The sequence below is a fragment of the Serratia sp. 14-2641 genome (assembly GCF_001692375.1).
Taxonomy (GTDB): Bacteria; Pseudomonadota; Gammaproteobacteria; order Enterobacterales; family Enterobacteriaceae; genus Chania; species Chania fonticola_C.
Genome location: NZ_LXKR01000095.1, coordinates 86,983 through 103,923, shown reverse-complemented (window position 1 = coordinate 103,923; position 16,941 = coordinate 86,983). Strand labels below are relative to the sequence as shown.

The 16,941-nt window shown below is 51.6% G+C and carries 15 protein-coding genes; 11 read left to right on the top strand and 4 right to left on the bottom strand.

Translation table 11 applies throughout. The features are described from left to right. Window positions 1–125 precede the first annotated feature (125 nt). The 5 genes from A6U95_RS27400 to A6U95_RS27380 all read left to right on the top strand — a co-directional run bounded on the left by A6U95_RS27400 (window position 126) and on the right by A6U95_RS27380 (window position 5,704). Window positions 126–653 (top strand): fimbrial protein, encoded by a 528-nt coding sequence (locus tag A6U95_RS27400; protein ID WP_065686783.1) that lies wholly within the window; start codon window positions 126–128, stop codon window positions 651–653. 74 nt (window positions 654–727) lie between these two features. Then, complete coding sequence (locus tag A6U95_RS27395; RefSeq protein WP_065686782.1) at window positions 728–1,243, top strand: fimbrial protein; 516 nt, start codon at window positions 728–730, stop codon at window positions 1,241–1,243. A 77-nt stretch (window positions 1,244–1,320) separates the two neighbouring features. Beyond that, the gene (locus tag A6U95_RS27390; RefSeq protein ID WP_065686927.1) at window positions 1,321–3,795 is read left to right on the top strand and encodes a fimbria/pilus outer membrane usher protein; all 2,475 of its coding nucleotides are present in this window, start codon (window positions 1,321–1,323) and stop codon (window positions 3,793–3,795) included. 18 nt (window positions 3,796–3,813) lie between these two features. Then, window positions 3,814–4,533, top strand: coding sequence for a fimbria/pilus periplasmic chaperone (locus tag A6U95_RS27385; protein WP_065686926.1), 720 nt, complete (start codon window positions 3,814–3,816; stop codon window positions 4,531–4,533). Window positions 4,534–4,555: 22 nt separating this feature from the next. Beyond that, window positions 4,556–5,704, top strand: coding sequence for a fimbrial protein (locus A6U95_RS27380; RefSeq protein WP_065686925.1), 1,149 nt, complete (start codon window positions 4,556–4,558; stop codon window positions 5,702–5,704). Window positions 5,705–6,030: 326 nt separating this feature from the next. On the opposite strand, the gene A6U95_RS27375 is transcribed toward A6U95_RS27380, so the two are convergent. Continuing rightward, entirely contained in the window at window positions 6,031–6,633 is a 603-nt protein-coding gene (locus A6U95_RS27375) for a LuxR C-terminal-related transcriptional regulator (RefSeq protein ID WP_139102476.1), read from the bottom strand. Window positions 6,634–7,216: 583 nt separating this feature from the next. Between A6U95_RS27375 and A6U95_RS27370 the strand changes: the two genes are divergently transcribed. Then, window positions 7,217–8,029, top strand: a complete 813-nt coding sequence (locus A6U95_RS27370; RefSeq protein WP_065686780.1) for a helix-turn-helix domain-containing protein — start codon at window positions 7,217–7,219, stop codon at window positions 8,027–8,029. Then, window positions 7,983–8,498 (top strand): hypothetical protein, encoded by a 516-nt coding sequence (locus A6U95_RS27365; RefSeq protein WP_139102475.1) that lies wholly within the window; start codon window positions 7,983–7,985, stop codon window positions 8,496–8,498. The genes A6U95_RS27370 and A6U95_RS27365 overlap by 47 nt, the downstream gene beginning before the upstream one ends. A gap of 55 nt (window positions 8,499–8,553) precedes the next feature. Here A6U95_RS27365 and ddlA read toward each other — a convergent pair whose 3' ends face one another. Beyond that, on the bottom strand, window positions 8,554–9,660 hold the full coding sequence (gene ddlA, locus A6U95_RS27360; RefSeq protein ID WP_065686778.1) for a D-alanine--D-alanine ligase: 1,107 nt from the start codon (window positions 9,658–9,660) through the stop codon (window positions 8,554–8,556). A 171-nt stretch (window positions 9,661–9,831) separates the two neighbouring features. On the opposite strand from ddlA, the gene A6U95_RS27355 reads away from it, so the two are divergent. From A6U95_RS27355 to A6U95_RS27340, 4 genes are all read left to right on the top strand, one after another. After that, the gene (locus A6U95_RS27355; RefSeq protein ID WP_024527427.1) at window positions 9,832–10,035 is read left to right on the top strand and encodes a ParD-like family protein; all 204 of its coding nucleotides are present in this window, start codon (window positions 9,832–9,834) and stop codon (window positions 10,033–10,035) included. Further along, window positions 10,032–10,826 (top strand): type I methionyl aminopeptidase, encoded by a 795-nt coding sequence (gene map / locus A6U95_RS27350; RefSeq protein ID WP_065686777.1) that lies wholly within the window; start codon window positions 10,032–10,034, stop codon window positions 10,824–10,826. The genes A6U95_RS27355 and map overlap by 4 nt, the downstream gene beginning before the upstream one ends. A gap of 31 nt (window positions 10,827–10,857) precedes the next feature. Continuing rightward, window positions 10,858–12,567: a D-lactate dehydrogenase gene (gene dld / locus A6U95_RS27345; protein ID WP_065686776.1), complete on the top strand. Its 1,710-nt coding sequence runs from the start codon at window positions 10,858–10,860 to the stop codon at window positions 12,565–12,567. A 234-nt stretch (window positions 12,568–12,801) separates the two neighbouring features. Next, window positions 12,802–14,175 (top strand): NAD-dependent succinate-semialdehyde dehydrogenase, encoded by a 1,374-nt coding sequence (locus tag A6U95_RS27340; RefSeq protein ID WP_065686775.1) that lies wholly within the window; start codon window positions 12,802–12,804, stop codon window positions 14,173–14,175. Between the two features lie 55 nt (window positions 14,176–14,230). Here the strand turns inward: A6U95_RS27340 and A6U95_RS27335 are convergent, their stop codons facing one another. Next, a complete protein-coding gene (locus tag A6U95_RS27335; protein ID WP_065686774.1) occupies window positions 14,231–15,409 on the bottom strand; it encodes a MalY/PatB family protein in 1,179 nt (392 codons plus the stop codon). Further along, on the bottom strand, window positions 15,396–16,844 hold the full coding sequence (nhaC, locus tag A6U95_RS27330; RefSeq protein ID WP_065686773.1) for a Na+/H+ antiporter NhaC: 1,449 nt from the start codon (window positions 16,842–16,844) through the stop codon (window positions 15,396–15,398). Before nhaC ends, A6U95_RS27335 begins: the two co-directional genes overlap by 14 nt. Window positions 16,845–16,941: the final 97 nt, after the last annotated feature.

Here is a 16,941-nt window from a genome sequence, read left to right as displayed (position 1 = left end):
TCCCTCTTTCATTATCACCAAGCAGTTGAATGTTCTACTTCGAGAGAACCTCTTAATAAAGGGGAATTAAAACTGTTATTGCAACGCAATATTCTCTAAACGATATAAACATGGAAGAGTTATTTATGTCTATCTTGAAAAAAAATATGCTGGTTCTGGCTTTGGTTTCTTCTGCTTTCGCGGCAAATGCGGCAGATCAGGGTTCAGGTACCGTGACTTTCACCGGTTCTATCATTGATGCACCTTGCTCAATCAATCCGAACAGCGTTGACCAGACCGTGGCGCTGGGTGAAATCTCTCAGGCTTCGCTGGCAAACCTGGGGACTTCTACCCCACGTAACTTCACCGTCGACCTGGAAAACTGCGACCTGACTAACAAGAGCAAAGTCGCTATCACTTTCAACGGTTCACCAGATGCGATTAACAGCGACCTGCTGGGGATCACCGGAACGGCCAAAGGCGCTGGTATCGTCATCACCGACGGTAGCGGTTCACCAATCAAACTGGGCGTATCCTCAACCGCACGCAGCCTGGGTGAAGGTAACAACACTCTGTTGTACTCCGCCTACCTGCAGGGCAACAGCGCAACAGCCGGTAGCGTCGTACCAGGTTCATTCAGCAGCGTAGCTGACTTTACCCTGGCCTATCAGTAATCGTTTCTAAAAGCATACGGGCTGGCCCGTATGCTTTTTACCCCAATCATTATTGATGACGTAACCGACCAAAAATGAAGAGATTATTATTAATTTTATTCGGCGGAATACTGTCTGCCAATGCGGCGACTCTTCAGCAGGAGACCACCCGCGTTAACCTGAATGGCGTAATAATAGTCCCTGCCTGTGCAATCGCGGCGCAAGCACAAGACCAAAGCATCGAGCTTGGCGTGGTGGATGAAACCCGCATGGCGAAGGGGGCCGAACCCAGCTATCCCTTTTCCATCAGACTAGTAGACTGCCTTCCCAATGAAGACAGCGCTACTGACAATACGCTCGCTGTCACCTTTATGGGCCAACATGAAGGCAGCAATCCCTGGTTTAACCTGCGAGGCGACAATGCGGGTATAGGAATGCAAATAAAGGATCTTGATGGCCGTATTATTCAGCCAGGAGTCTCACGCTCTGGTTACTCGCTAAAAAGTAATGACGATTACTTACATTATAGTGCGTCGTTAGTGAAAACCTCTGCTTATTTTAAAGCAGGAGAGGTTAACGCCACGCTCAGCTTTATCATTGACTATAAATAGCCTTTTTATCCAACAGGATTTTGGACAAGGTCTTCGGTTGAGTATTTAAATTTCAGGATGTCACCGTGCATAGAAAAATAAAAGGAATTAACAAAACCAAGCTGGCCATAGCAATATCACTCATCAACCTTAGCGGGTTTGCTCATGCTATTGAGTTTAATACCGATGTCCTGAATGCGGAAGACAAACAAAATATCGATTTAAGCCGTTTTACTCAGGCAAATTACGTAATGCCTGGCGAATACCTGATGGCGATCAACATTAATGATTATGTGATCCCTGAACAGCCGCTGTATTTCTACGCACGCGAGGGCCGGCCAGAGAGCAGTGAGGCTTGCCTCTCCCCTGCCCTGATAGGGCAGATCGGTTTGAAACCAGAAGCTCTGGGCAAAGTACGTTATTGGCAAAATGGGCAATGTGCTGAATTGAGCAGTATCGAAGGAATGGTCGCCAAGCCCGATTTGGCTACCGGCACCCTGTATCTGTCGGTTCCGCAGGCCTGGCTGGAATACAGCGACGCCAACTGGTTGCCCCCATCACGCTGGGATAACGGTATTCCGGGGATCTTGCTCGATTACAACCTCAATATGCTCACCAGTAAGCCGCATAATAGTGGCAGCACGCAAAATACCAGCGTGACTGGCACGACCGGATTTAACCTTGGGCCGTGGCGAGCTCGCGCAGATTTTCAGGGTAACAATACCCGTAGCAGTGCATCTGAGAACAACAATCAGTTCGATTGGAGCCGGGTATATATGTACCGCGCGATCCCACGACTGGCCTCGACGTTGACCCTGGGGGAGAACTTCTTTGCCTCAGATATTTTTGACAGCTTCCGTTATACCGGGATCAGCCTGGCCACCGACGAAAGAATGCTGCCACCCAACCTGCGTGGCTATGCGCCGGAAGTCTCCGGGATAGCTCGTACCAACGCCAAGGTAACGGTATCCCAGCAAGGCCGGGTTATTTATCAGACCACCGTGGCCTCAGGCCCGTTTCGTATTCAGGATCTGAACAGCAGCATCAGTGGCAGATTGGACGTCAGGGTAGAAGAACAGGACGGTACCGAACAGACCTTCCAGGTTGATACCGCGACTATCCCCTACCTGACCCGACCAGGCACGGTACGCTATAAAACCACCGTTGGCCAACCGTCCGATTTTGATCACCGTACCGAAGGGCCGGTGTTTGCCAGCGGTGAAGCCTCTTGGGGGGTGAGCAACAGTTGGTCACTGTATGGCGGCGCGATAGCGAGTAATGGTTACAACGCCCTTTCGCTGGGTTTGGGCAGGGATTTATTCGCCATGGGCGCCGTTTCTGCCGACGTCACCCAGTCACTGGCAACGGATTTACCCAGCCAGGGCAGCTACAGCGGTAAATCCTACCGCGTCAGCTATGCCAAACGTTTCGAAAAGATCGACAGTGAGATCACTTTTGCCGGCTATCGCTTTTCTGAGCGCAACTATATGACGATGTCGCAATACATCGATACCCGTTATCGCGGCAACACCCTCGCCAACGATAAGGCGATGTACACCGTTACGGCGAACAAGAACTTTCAGGATGCCAGAGTGGGCCTGTACCTCAACTACAGCCACCAGACCTATTGGGACCAGCAGACGGCAGACTATTACAGCATCGCGGCCAGCCGCTATTTCGATGCTTTTTCGATGAAGGATTTATCGGTCAACCTGTCGGCTAGCCGTACACAGAACAACGGCAGAAACGACAATGCACTGTATCTGAGCCTGTCCATGCCGTTAGGCAACAGACAGACGCTTAGCTATAACGCGCAACGCAGCGCTCAGGGTAATACCAGCCAGACGGTCAATTACCTGAATAGTAACCAGCCGGACACCACCTATCGACTCTCTACCGGTATCAATACCGGCAATGATAATGGGGTACGCAGCCAGTTTAGTGGTTTTTACAGCCGGACTACACCGTTGGCAGATATCAACGTTAACGCCAGCTATGTACAAAACAACTTCACCTCGGCGGGCCTGTCTGTTCAAGGTGGTGCTACCGTCACCGGTAAAGGGGCCGCACTGCACCCACGCGGTGCCAGCGGCGGCACCCGGTTAATGGTAGATACCGACGGCATCGCTGGCGTGCCGATCGAAAGTGGCCGAGTGCGTTCCAACGCCTTTGGTATAGCGGTTTTGAACGATATGCAAAGTTATTACCGGATTGATACCCGCATTGATATCAGCAAGTTGGATGACAATGTCGAAGCCACCCAACCGGTGGTGGAGTCGGCGCTGACGGAAGGTGCCATCGGCTATCGCCGCTTTGGCATGCTGAAAGGCGAAAAAATCATGGCCACGCTCGGCCTGATCGACGGCAGTCATCCGCCGTTTGGCAGCAGCATTGTTAACCAGGCAGGAAAGGAGCTGGCGATTGTCAGCGATGCCGGTTTTGCCTATTTGACCGGGGTACAGCCCGGTGAACGTTTGGAAGCGGTCTGGGACGGAAGAAAACAGTGCCAGGTCGTTATCCCTGAAAAGTTGACGGTGCAATCGCAGCTCTTACTGCCCTGCCGACAGCTCTAACACGATGAGAGAAACATGATGACGTTATTAAATAAAATCGCGCTGTTTTGCGCTATTACCCTGGCGACTAACGCGGTGCAGGCCGCCATTACGCTCGATCGCACCCGCGTTATTTACGACGGTCAGAATAAGTCGATCAGTCTGAATATCAGCAATGAAAATAAGCAGTTGCCTTATCTCGCCCAAGCCTGGATTGAAGATGCGCAGCAGCAGAAAATCACCAGCCCGCTGGTGGTGACACCGCCGGTACAGCGCGTAGAGCCTGGTGCCAGAAGCATGGTGCGTATCGCCACCGCGCCCGAGATAGCCAAATTGCCGCAGGATCGCGAAAGCCTGTTCTATTTCAACCTACGTGAAATCCCCCCGCGTAGCGAAAAGCCCAACGTGATGCAGATAGCCTTGCAGACCAAGGTCAAACTGTTCTATCGCCCGCAGGCCATTGCCCCGAAGGTGGGGGAAGTGTGGCAGGAAAAAATCGTCCTGCATAAAACTGCGCAGGGCTACCGAGTGGAAAATCCGACGCCCTACTATGTAACGGTGATTGGCATCACCGCAAAAGCAGGTGACAAAGTTTCCAATGAGTTTGATCCGGTCATGGTCGCGCCTAAATCCAGCGCAGAACTGAAATCCGGTTCGTTCGCCGCACCGGTGCTGACCTTTATCAATGATTACGGTGGCCGCCCGGAACTGACCTTTAGCTGCAGTGGCGATCGCTGCCAATTTGCCAAAACGGTATAATGCGGAGAAATTTTTCATGTTGATGGAAAGAATAACAAATGCCCTTCGCACTGCAAAACGCTGGCAGCGGTTAAACCAGGCTATCCTGCTGTTGTTGGGTGCGCTGGGCTACAGCAGCCAGAGCGCGGCAACGATCGTGGGAGGGACCTGTAGTTCTTCTGGCAATTTAATAGCAACGGGTTACACCACCAACCCTTGGCCAGCAACGCTGTATAGCGGTTTTGTGCTGGCCAGTCAGACTGTGTCAATGGACGTTACTTACCGAAAAACAGGCACCAACGCCGAGGTGCTGAATATCGGAGTCTGGTACATCAACTCCCGTCAAGATCTGCCACAGTCATCAGTCGCATTGCTATCATCGTCTGGTCAAGTTATTCCAGGGCTGGGGTTCCGGATTTCCTATGTGCCAACAGGGGCCTACGCCACCAGTACCCCTTTCAATCTCCTGGGAACCAGATCGGTGAATCAGGCAGGGACCTTTACCACACTCGAATCTTTTAAAATTGAATTTGTGGTGACTGACATTAGCCTTTATAGCGGGGGACAGGATCCTGCAAGACTAGCGGGATCTAATTTAGTCACTTTTGTCATTGGTAACGTTGATACCTGGACTCAGAAGAATATGACTCAGGCTGGTACACGCTGCGTAGTTCCAATGATATTTCAATCTGGGGACGCCGTAACAATAGGCGGAGTCACTCCGCCAGTAATACCACAGCCAACGCTACCGACCTGCACCCTGGGTGCCAGGGAGATTTTGGTTCCATTAGATCCGGTAGACGCCTCACAGCTGGCGGCCACAGGTAAGACAGCGACCACCACCGGATTTACTATCCCGTTAGGTACCTGCGGTAAGAATGCCAAACCTTACATTACGCTGACGGACAGTGCCAATCTCGGTAACCGCACCAGCGATCTGACGCTGGCGCCGAGCAGCACGGCCAAAGGGGTAGGCATCAGGTTGACCAAAGGCGATGGCAGTGCGTTGCAACTGGGAGCACAGAATACGTCGGTCAGTGCAAATAATGTCGGCCAGTTTTTGGTGGGAACCTCACCGGCGGACAACACGCCGATGTCGATAAAGTTGAATGCAGCTTATGTGCGAACCGCTGAAAAGATTGAGGCGGGCTCGGTAAAAGCCGATGCCATTTTCACCGTCGCCTATCCTTAAGTCACGTGTTCTAAATCGTGGCCCAGTATTAAACACAGCTATTTAACCTGCCCCTTTCTTCAAAGATGAGGGGCAGCATCGAATAAAACGCACCGCGCCGTCATTTTTTGCTTGCCAATACTATTCCCCCACGCCTCCGTTTAATTACCAACATTGCTCGCTGCCCCTCTTCATTAAGTAAAAAATCACGCTATTATAGACATAAAAAATGCCATTGCTTTTACCCTCAATGGCATTACGTTTTTTTGATTGCAGGAAGGGTGTCTTTATGGATAATCCATAAAGAAGTGTTAGTAGGTTCTATTTTTAAGTCTATTGTTAGTCGATTAAATTGATGTCATTTTACGTAATAACTCTTGATTACTTTTGACCCCCAATTTATTCATCACCGAACGCTTTTGCGTGCTGACAGTCTTTTCACTCTTACGTAAAATCTGGGCGATACTTTTTCCTGAAAAGCCACGCACAAAAAGCTTCATCACCTCATGTTCGTTGGTTGTCAGAGTTTCGTTATAATGACTGCTAGTGTAACTTGATATTTTTTCGTTTCGTCTTAGAGACAGTGGAGAGTCCAGATGGAATCCCCGCTGTAACACACTGGCGATTTTCTGCTTGATCGACTCGACTCCCTCTTCTCGATAGATAATGTTAGAAATATCTTTCCTGATAGAACTAAGCATCAGGCGATTTTCTTTCTCATGACAGATGACAAATATTTCTACCGCGCGATTAAATCTTACTACTTCTTCCAAACTCTGATAGAAATGTACGGCATCGGTATCAATGAAAATAGCATCGGCATAGGCTGACACACTGTGATTAAACTCGGGCTCACCTTTGAAATTAAAATCGATTAACGATTCCCTGATCAAAGTTGACACTCCTTGTTTTAAAAACAGATCTGGCGTTACAATTAGGCACTTAAACACGGTTACTTCTCCAAAACAATTACAAATAATTAAATGATGGCATAGCTAACACATTAACCATTTGATAATTTAATGAGTGCAGTGAAGTATTTTTGCGCGGAATTTCAAACGATAAACCACGAGTTCTAATTATACATGAACATTCATTTAATTAGAATTATCCCAGCTTAATAAAAACCATCCCTGGATGCTCTTTACCGTTATAGCATCGCGTACTTCGCCTCAAAATCACCTTACTCTAGCCGTTGTTTCCGCAGTCTACCTGCAGAAACCATGTTAACTCCCATGAAGAGTCAGTACTGACGCCTTGGACGCTGACTGACACCAGGACTTCCCTGATGCAAATCATGGTATAGGAAATTTCTCATTGAAAGTATTTTATATCAATAAATGCATTCATATAGCATAAAACACCACGCACTTAGGGTTAATCATATTTACATACTGGTAGCTGGGCCATTTGGTCACGACAGATGGGCTATACTTAACTTATTTATAAGCTTAAATACGCTGTCACAGACTTGAGTGACGCATTGAAATAGCGGCAGTAGTCACTGTTTGTTATCTTTATTGGGGGAACAAGATGAAGTTTGTTATCAACAAAACCATTTTATTTGATGCGGAACAGGGAACGCTGGCGAATGTCAGTCAGCCTGGCGAGACAAAAGCACTCTCTCTCACCGAGATCCGTCTGATACGTCTTTTTGTCGACAATCCGAACCTGGTGCTTTCACGGGAAACCCTATTAATCGACGTTTGGGAACAGCATGACTTGACGCCATCGTTAAATAACCTTAACAACTATATGTCTATGGTACGGCGTAAACTGGCATTGCTCGGGTTACCTGATATCATCATCACCATACCCAAATCCGGTTTTTGTTTAAAAGTTGATACTGTGGAGGCTATCGACAATGTTGATAAGATAATCCCTTTATCCGCAGATTTGTTAAATAACGATGATGAACATTTACCTAAGGAGGGGGAACCATCTAAAACCAATCTCTTATTCTCACGTTTTCTTATTTATAAAGCGGCGTTCGCCCTTCTACTGTGCACAATTTCGCTGGCCGCGGTGGGTTATTCGATCTATTTCCATATCAATAACGTTGGAGGGTTACCCAAAAACGGCCTAACCTTCTACAAAAAGATCGACAATAGTGATGTTTATTTTTTACAAGGCTCATTAATGGACTTAGTGCCGGGGTCTCAGGAAGACAACGCCATAACAAAAAAGATAGCAAACAGTAAATATAAAACCCCAATCACATACATCTATTTAAACAAAAGATTGACCAATAAATCCGAACACAGTAACTTTATTTTTTCTTTGTGTGGAAATAATAAAAATGAACAATGCGAAACCACTTACATTTATAACTCAAATGATATTTAAGCCATGGATGTTATTGATTTTCTTTTCTATTTCCTTGCTGATTGCATTAACCATTTTTTGGCTAACACCCAATAATACCTACCAAGGCTTATATTGTACAACAAAACTCAATACACATGAAACCAGGAATAAAGCTCAGATTGAGTCCATATTGGATGTTTCTATCTACTTTAAAGATAGCAATAAAGTCACTTTTTCAATGTATGGAGAGATACATGACGGTGCGAAATCTTCGGTAGTCTCACGTAGCTTGGATTACCATTATGAGCACGAAGGTAAATTCCTGTTATTGACCGATCCTGTGGTTATAAGAAGTGGTACCGATAACGCAGCGGACGATGCGATTACCTTTGGCAAAAAGCAGACGCTAAGAGTAGAGCAACTGTTGGATGACGATATTTTAGTCTCTACGGCCTTCATACCCGTTTTTGTATGCTCAAAAAAGGAACAGCAACGAGTCATTAGATAACCACAGCGGCCAATCAATAAGGGCAACAGCGCCGGTTACGTTGTTGCCCACCCGCTTAATCCCGATCAAACACCGAACTGTTCAGCCCGCGATCCTGCTGATGCCGCTCCAGCGCCAGCTCAATCAAAATGGTGATCAGTTGACTATAGCTCACCCCGCTGGCTCCCCACAGTTTTGGATACATGCTGATATTAGTGAAACCAGGCAACGTATTAATTTCGTTGATAATCACGTTATTGTCCGGCGTCAGGAACACGTCGACACGTGCCATACCCAAGCAATCCAGCGCCTTGAAGGCTTGCAATGCCACCTCGCGGATTTTATCGCTGACATCCTGATTGATCGCCGCCGGTACCACCACCTGCGCGCCTTGCTCATTAATGTATTTGGTGTCGTAAGAGTAGAACTCATCGGTCAGGACAATTTCACCACAGACGCTGGCCTGCGGATGATCATTGCCCAATACCGCGCATTCGATCTCACGGCCAACGATAGCCGATTCCACCAGCACTTTATGGTCGAAACTGAATGCCAGGGCGATAGCCTGTTCGAACTCAGCCTGGTCATGCACCTTGCTGACACCAACAGAGGAACCCTGATTCGCCGGTTTAACAAACAGCGGTAGCCCCAGGCTTTCACTTAATTGAGCAAAGCTGTAGTTGTTGCGGTTGGAACGCGTCAGCGTGACGAACGGAGCTACTGATAGCCCGGCATCTCGCAGCAGACGTTTGGTAACGTCTTTGTCCATGCTAACCGCCGAACCCAACACGCCCGCCCCCACGAACGGCATATTCGCCATGCGCAGCAGCCCTTGCAGCGAACCATCCTCCCCCAAGGTGCCGTGGACAATGGGGAATACCACATCAAGCTGCCCCAACGCACCAGCACCATCGGCTTCAATCAGTTGCTGTTTCTCATACCCAGGGACCAGCGCCACGTTTTTATTCGAGTGGTTCAGCGCGATCAACGCCGGGTTTTCCGCATTCAGCAGGAAGTTGGAGGCATCGTTAAGGTGCCATTGCCCCTGCTTATCAATGCCCAGCAGCGTGACGTCAAACTTCTCTTTGTCGATGGCATCCAGAATATTTTTTGCCGACTGCAGCGAAACCTCATGCTCCGCTGATTTGCCCCCAAAGATCACCCCAACACGTAGTTTAGTCACGCCCTAAATCCTTCTTTAAAATGTCATGGCAACAAAGCCGACGATCACAATAAACGCATTGTGCGACCCCGGCAATGACCATTGAGCCTAAAATGCCTGCGCCACAGAATGCCTAACCCATAGCATCCAAAACGTATACACTCCGTATATTGTTCACTGACGGAGTCGGCTATGGGGATTGTAAAAATCTCGGAGACGCTACATGACGATCTCAGGCTCGCCAGCCTGACCATGTCGCGTTCTATCAACGCACAGGCGGAACACTGGATCAGGATCGGCATGCTGGCAGAGCTGAACCCGGAGCTGACCTATCCGCAACTGGTAAAGAAGATGATGAAAGATAACGCGCTGACGCTGAAGGAGATTGTTGGGTGAAAGATATTGTGATTAAAACGCAGCAGGAAGTTGCCATCATGCGCCACTCCGGCGCGCTGCTGGCCAAGGTGTTTGCCATGCTCGATGAGGTGATCCGCGAAGGCATCACCACCATGGAGATCAATGACCGTACCGAAGCCTTTATCGTCAATGAGCTGAAATCACGCCCTGCCAGCAAGGGCCAGTATGATTTCCCCTACGTGCTCAATACCTCGATCGACGAAGTGATCTGCCACGGCATCCCGTCGGCTAGCAAAATTCTGCGTTCCGGGATGATCGTCAATGTCGATATCACCTTGGAAAATAATGGTTTTATTGCCGACTCCAGCAAAATGTACTGTATCGGTCAAACCACCCCGCTCGCCAAGCGCCTGGTCAACAATGTCTACGAGTCAATGTGGCAAGGCATCCGGGCAGTGAAACCCGGTGCTACGCTGGGTGACATCGGCCACGCCATACAGCAACATGCAGAACAGGCAGGTTACAGCGTAGTACGGGAATATTGTGGGCATGGCATTGGCCGTGAGATGCACGAAGGCCCAGCGGTGCTACACTTCGGCCTGCCCGGCACCGGCACGGTGTTGCAGGAAGGGATGGTGTTTACCATCGAACCGATGATTAACCAGGGCGACCACCGCATCAAGCAGAAGAAAGATGGCTGGACCGTGGTCACCCGCGATAAAAAGCTTTCCGCCCAATGGGAGCACACCGTAGCGGTTACCGCTGACGGCGTGGAGATCCTGACGTTGCGTGCAGAAGAACGTGAGGCGGGATATCAGGAACGCTATTAAACATTAAACCCCGCTGCAGCCAGGCGGGGACATGGAGATGGGCATGACGCAGGCATTTATCACTCAGTTGAAGAATATCGTCGGCAACGCACAAGTGCTGACCGGCGAGCGTAGCACCGAACGTTATCGCAAAGGTTTCCGCTCCGGCGGTGGCAAGGCATTGGCCGTCGTGTTCCCTACCCGTCTGCTGCAACTGTGGCAGATCCTGCAAGCCTGCGTCGCCGCCGATAAGATTGTCATTATGCAGGCGGCCAACACCGGCTTGACCGAAGGCTCTACCCCCAGCGGCCAGGATTATGACCGTGAGATTGTCATTGTCAGCACCTTGCGGCTCGATCATATTCAGGTATTGGATAACGGCAAGCAGGTGGTAGGCTTCCCCGGCAGCACGCTCAATAAGCTGGAAAGGCTGTTGAAACCTTATGGCCGTGAACCGCACTCGGTAATCGGCTCTTCCTGTATCGGCGCTTCGGTGATCGGGGGGATATGCAACAACTCCGGGGGGGCGCTGGTCAAGCGCGGCCCGGCCTATACTGAAATGGCGTTGTACGCCAAGCTGGACGCCGATGGCCAGTTACGGCTGGTCAATCATCTGGGGATTAACCTGGGCGACACGCCGGAAGAGATCCTCACGCGGTTGGAAAAGGGCGATTACCGGCCAACCGATGTTGAACATGGCGAACTGCGCGCTTCGGATAACGAATACGCCAGCCGGGTGCGCGATGTGGATGCCGATACCCCTTCCCGCTTTAATGCCGATAAACGCCGCCTGTTCGAGGCTTCCGGCTGTGCCGGGAAGCTGGCGGTATTTGCGGTACGTCTGGACACCTTCGCCAAAGAAGATAAAGAGCAGGTGTTCTATATCGGCACCAACGATACCGCGGTATTGACCGAGCTGCGCCGCCATATGCTGAGCCAGTTTGAAAATCTGCCGGTGGCCGGGGAATATATGCACCGCGATATTTTCGATATCGCCGAGGTGTATGGCAAAGACACCTTTATGATGATCGACAAGCTGGGCACCGATCAAATGCCGCGCTTCTTCACCCTGAAGGGCCGAGTGGATGCCACGCTGAACAAACTGCCGCTGTTACCGCATAACCTCACCGATAACCTGATGCAGAAGCTGAGCAAGCTGGCACCTAACCATCTGCCAACGCGCATGAAAGCGTATCGCCAACGCTTTGAACACCATCTGCTGCTGAAAATAGCCGGCCCAGGCGTAGAGGAAGCCCAGCAGTATCTGCAAAGCTATTTTGCCCAGGCCGACGGTGACTTTTTCGTCTGCACGCCTGAAGAAGGCAAGAAAGCGTTCCTGCACCGCTTTGCCGCAGCGGGCGCCGCCGTGCGCTATCACGCGGTGCATGCCGATCAGGTCGAGGATATTCTGGCGCTGGATATCGCCCTGCGCCGCAACGATACCGAGTGGTTTGAAACCCTGCCGCCGGAGATCGACAACCAGTTGGTGCAAAAGCTGTATTACGGCCACTTTATGTGCCACGTGTTCCATCAGGATTACGTGGTGAAAAAAGGCGCGGACAGCCATGCGCTGAAAGAACAGATGTTGGAGATCCTCAATCAGCGTGGTGCGGAGTATCCGGCCGAGCACAACGTTGGCCATCTGTATCATGCCAAACCGGATTTACAGGCCTTCTATCAGGATGCCGATCCTACCAACAGTTTTAATCCCGGCATTGGCAAAACCAGTAAGCAAAAACACTGGGGTAACAACATCCAGTAACATTTTATCTTACCCCCCTCACCAGCCCCCTCTCCCATAGGGAGAGGGGGCTGGTAGAGCTTGTCCTTTTGGGAGCAAAGGAACATTTCAGCACTCTCGTAATAAGCCTCTGCATGCGGGGCACTGGCGCACGATCGCCCTTTATGCCCCTCCTTCGCAGCCCTATCGTCTAGACTTAACGTTCTGAATAAGGCGTCTGTCAGGCGTCAACATGAGCGACGAAAGGAGCACTTCATGCCATACCAGACAGTAAACCCCTTTAACAATCAGCTAATTAAAGAATATACCCCGCATAATGACGATCAGGTGGAACTGGCGCTTGCCCAGGCCGATGCGCTGTATCATTCCGACTGGGCCAAGGGCGAAATCATCCAGCGCCTACCCGTGTTGCATAAGCTGGCCGAGCTGATGGAGAGCAGGGTGGAGGAACTGGCGAACATTGCCAGCGTTGAGATGGGCAAGCTGATCGAGCAAAGCCGTGGTGAAGTGAAGCTGTGTGCCCAGATTGCCCGTTACTACGCCAACAATGCGCAAAAATTCCTGGCACCGGTGAGCTATGAGTCCAGCTTGGGTGAGGCCTGGGTCGAGCATCATCCCATCGGGGTGTTGATGGCGGTCGAGCCTTGGAACTTCCCCTTTTACCAACTGATGCGCGTGCTCGCCCCTAACCTGGCAGCCGGGAATCCGGTAGTGGTCAAGCATGCCAGCATCGTGCCGCACTGCGCCGAAGCGTTCGAGAAGCTGGTGCATGAGGCCGGAGCGCCCAAAGGGGCCTATACCAACCTGTATATTTCCCAGGATCAGGTAGCCAGCATCATCGCCGATGATCGGGTGCAAGGCGTGGCGTTGACCGGTTCGGAAAAAGCGGGCAGCATCGTGGCGGCTCAGGCGGCCAAGAAGCTGAAAAAGGCCACGCTGGAACTGGGAGGTAACGACGTTTTTGTCGTGCTCGACGATTGCGATCTCGAGAAGGCCGTCAAGGTGGGTGCAGAGGCACGGCTCAACAATGCCGGGCAGGTCTGTACCGCCGCCAAGCGTTTTATCGTGCAGGAGAAAGTGGCGAAAGCCTTCCTGCAACAGCTCACCGAGCATTTCAAGAATGTGAAAATGGGCGATCCGCTGGATGAAACCACCACCTTAGGGCCGCTATCCTCCAAATCTGCCTTGGAAGGGCTGACCGAGCAGGTCAATGAGGCGGTGAAGCAAGGGGCCAAACTGCACCTGGGCGGCAAGGCGTTACAGCACGAAGGTAACTTCTTTGAACCCACCATCCTCACGCATATCAGCCGCGATAACCCGGCCTATTTCACCGAGTTCTTCGGCCCGGTGGCGCAGGTCTATGTGGTGAGCGATGACGAGGAGATCGTCAAGCTGGCCAACGACTCCCACTACGGGCTTGGTGGGGCCATTTTCAGCACCGATATTGAACGAGCCAAAAAGCTGGCCTCACGCATTGAAACCGGCATGGTGTATATCAACTCCTTGACCGATACCGCACCTGAGCTGCCGTTTGGCGGTATTAAACGTTCCGGCTTTGGCCGCGAGCTGTCAGATCTGGGGATTAAGGAGTTTGTGAACCAGAAACTGGTGGTGGTTAGCCATAGCTGAGGTTTTATACTGGAGGGGCGCTAAGTGGGCGCAGCATGCTGCGCCCACTATAAAATCAATCGGTTAGTTTAGCCAACCCTGCGACGGCTATTTCAAGATAGGCGCGCGGACAACCGAGATTGATGCGGATAAACCCCTCCCCCTGCTCGCCAAATCCATAGCCCATCGAAGGCGCAATCTTGGCCTGTTGACGCATGGCCAGCTGCAAAGCTTCATCATCCAACCCCAGCGCACTGCAATCCAGCCAGGCCAGATAAGTGCCTTGTGCTGACATCATCCGGCACCAGGGAGCCGCCTGCTCCAACGCCTGTGCAAACCAGCGCCGGTTCTCGGCCAAATAAGCCAACAAAGCATCTAGCCACGGGCCACCCTGCTGGTAAGCCGCCGTCGCTGCCGTCATGGCAAGCGCGTTGAAAACGTCTAGCCCGTGCGCATTGAGCCGTTCGACAAATTGCTCACGCAGCGCCGCATTCGGGATCAGGAAATTGGAGATGCGTAGCGAGGACAGACCAAAGGTTTTACTGGCAGAGGTTGCCACAATCACCCTATCGTGCCACTGCGACCCCAGGTGTAAAACCGAGGTAAAGCGCTCTTCCGGCAGGATCAAATCCGCCCAGATCTCATCAGAGATCACCGTCACCCCGTGTTGCTGGCATAGCGTCAGCAATTGCGTCAGTTCCTGCTGGTTCCAGCAGCGGCCGGTTGGGTTATGCGGATTGCACAACACCAGCAACGGCGGCTTCTCCCGCTGCAACAGCTCGGCCAACTGGGTAAAGTCAAAGTGATACTCCCCTTCCCGCTCCTGCAGTGGGTTCTCGAGTACCCGCCGACCATTGAGGGTGATCACCTTCTTAAAGGAGCCGTAATAAGGCCCCTGCACCACGACACCATCACCGGGTTGGCTGAGCATCTGGATCAGCAGCGCAATCCCCGGCACAACCCCTTCGATCGAGGTAAACCATTGCCGTTGCAGCGGCAGTTGGTGACGTTGGGCAAACCACTCAATAGCCGCCCGGTAGTAATCTTCATCACGTTCGCTATAGCCAAATACGCCATGATCGACACGCGCATGCAAAGCCTGCTGCACTGCTGGCGGGCAAGGAAAGTCAAAGTCTGATACCCACATCGGCAACAGGTCGGTTTCGTTCAATTGCAGGTAATGCCCCATGAAATCCCATTTCACCGAGCTGGTATGGTGGCGATCGACCACCTGGTTGAAATCAGGCTGTTTCATTTGGCATCTCCTGTTGTTGAGCCTCTGGCGTCACTCTGGCGATGCCAAAACCGGTAAAACCGTAAATCAAAGCGAAGAAGACTGCCGCGTAACACTGCACCGCCCAAGGCAGCAGATCCAGCGTGTTCACTCCCAACGTGGTCGCCATATAAACACCGGCCGCCGTCCAGGGAATGAGGGGTTCAATCACCGTACCGGCATCTTCGATGGTGCGTGACAGGTTGGTGTTGTCCAATCCCATGCGGCGATAGGCGTCCTTATACAGCTCTGCCGGAATGAGCAGCGCCAGCTTGCCATCGCTGGTCGCGCCGGTGACCAGAATGGTGGTACCCACCGTGGCGGCAATCAGTTGGCCGGTGGTGCGCACCACTTTCAGCAACCGGTTGATAATCACCGTCAGCGCACCGGTCAAGGTCAGCGCACCGGCAAACGAGAAGGCACACAGTACCAGCAGGATGGTGCTCATCATTGAGAACATGCCACCCCGGTTAAGCAAGCGCGGAACATCGGCGATCACGCCGCTGATGTCATGCCCGCGTTCAGCAAACATCGATAGGTTGAAGCCGTCCATCAGCGCGTTCAGACCCTGTTTCAGGCTAAAGCCCTGCATCACCACGGCGAGGCCGATCGCTAGCACACAGGCAGCCAGCATGACTGGGATCACCGGCCGTTTGGTCACTGCTCCCCACAACACCAGCACCGGCGGCAGGATCAGCAGCAGGTTGAAGTGGTATAGGCTTTCCAACCCAACGATGATGTCAGTGACCCGCTGTGGCGTGGCAACCGTTCCCACCATGCTGCTATGACCGGCGATCAGGTAAACGGTGGCTGCCAGCACAAAGCTGGGCAGTGTGGTGTACATCAGGTGTTTGATATGCGCATACAGATCGGTTTCGGCCACGATAGCGGCAAAGTTGGTCGAATCCGACAGCGGAGAGATTTTATCGCCGAAATAGGCACCGGAAACCACCGCGCCAGCCGCCGCTGCCAACGGCACATCCAGCCCTGCCGCAACGCCCATCAGCGCAACACCAACTGTACCCGCAGACCCCCATGAGGTGCCGGTACAGACGGAAATCACGCTGGTGAGGAAGAAGGCCGCGATCAGAATATATTGCGGGCTGATCACTTTCAGCCCCCAGTACACCATGTAAGGAATGGTGCCGCTGATCATCCAGGTACCAATCAGCCCGCCGACACAGATCAGGATCATGATCACCGGCATGGCCTTCGCCAGCTTGCTGACGATCGAGTTGATGATGTTATCCCAGCTGTAGCCCTGCCACAGTGCCAATCCGGCAGCAACGGCAGCCGAAAGCAGTAACAGCGGTTCAATACGTAATTCCCACACCCCATAGCCGACGATCAACAGCGTCAGCATGGCAACGATCGGCAGCAAAGCCAGCCAAAGGTTGAGCGTTTTCTTACCATCCATAGGTCACCCCGAGTTGTTATTGATGTGCCGCTAGCGTAGTGAATCCTGGTTTACCGGGGTGTGAGCTAGCGCCTCAAGCCATGTAACCGCTTTCATG

Coding starts and splice junctions, on each gene's coding strand:
- A6U95_RS27365 (WP_139102475.1), top strand. CDS start 7,983: ATGAACAATGCGAAACCACTTACATTTATAACTCAAATGATATTTAAG.
- nhaC (WP_065686773.1), bottom strand. CDS start 16,844: ATGGATGGTAAGAAAACGCTCAACCTTTGGCTGGCTTTGCTGCCGATC.
- A6U95_RS27335 (WP_065686774.1), bottom strand. CDS start 15,409: ATGAAACAGCCTGATTTCAACCAGGTGGTCGATCGCCACCATACCAGC.
- A6U95_RS27385 (WP_065686926.1), top strand. CDS start 3,814: ATGACGTTATTAAATAAAATCGCGCTGTTTTGCGCTATTACCCTGGCG.
- A6U95_RS27380 (WP_065686925.1), top strand. CDS start 4,556: ATGGAAAGAATAACAAATGCCCTTCGCACTGCAAAACGCTGGCAGCGG.
- A6U95_RS27370 (WP_065686780.1), top strand. CDS start 7,217: ATGAAGTTTGTTATCAACAAAACCATTTTATTTGATGCGGAACAGGGA.
- A6U95_RS27400 (WP_065686783.1), top strand. CDS start 126: ATGTCTATCTTGAAAAAAAATATGCTGGTTCTGGCTTTGGTTTCTTCT.
- A6U95_RS27355 (WP_024527427.1), top strand. CDS start 9,832: ATGGGGATTGTAAAAATCTCGGAGACGCTACATGACGATCTCAGGCTC.
- dld (WP_065686776.1), top strand. CDS start 10,858: ATGGAGATGGGCATGACGCAGGCATTTATCACTCAGTTGAAGAATATC.
- A6U95_RS27340 (WP_065686775.1), top strand. CDS start 12,802: ATGCCATACCAGACAGTAAACCCCTTTAACAATCAGCTAATTAAAGAA.
- A6U95_RS27395 (WP_065686782.1), top strand. CDS start 728: ATGAAGAGATTATTATTAATTTTATTCGGCGGAATACTGTCTGCCAAT.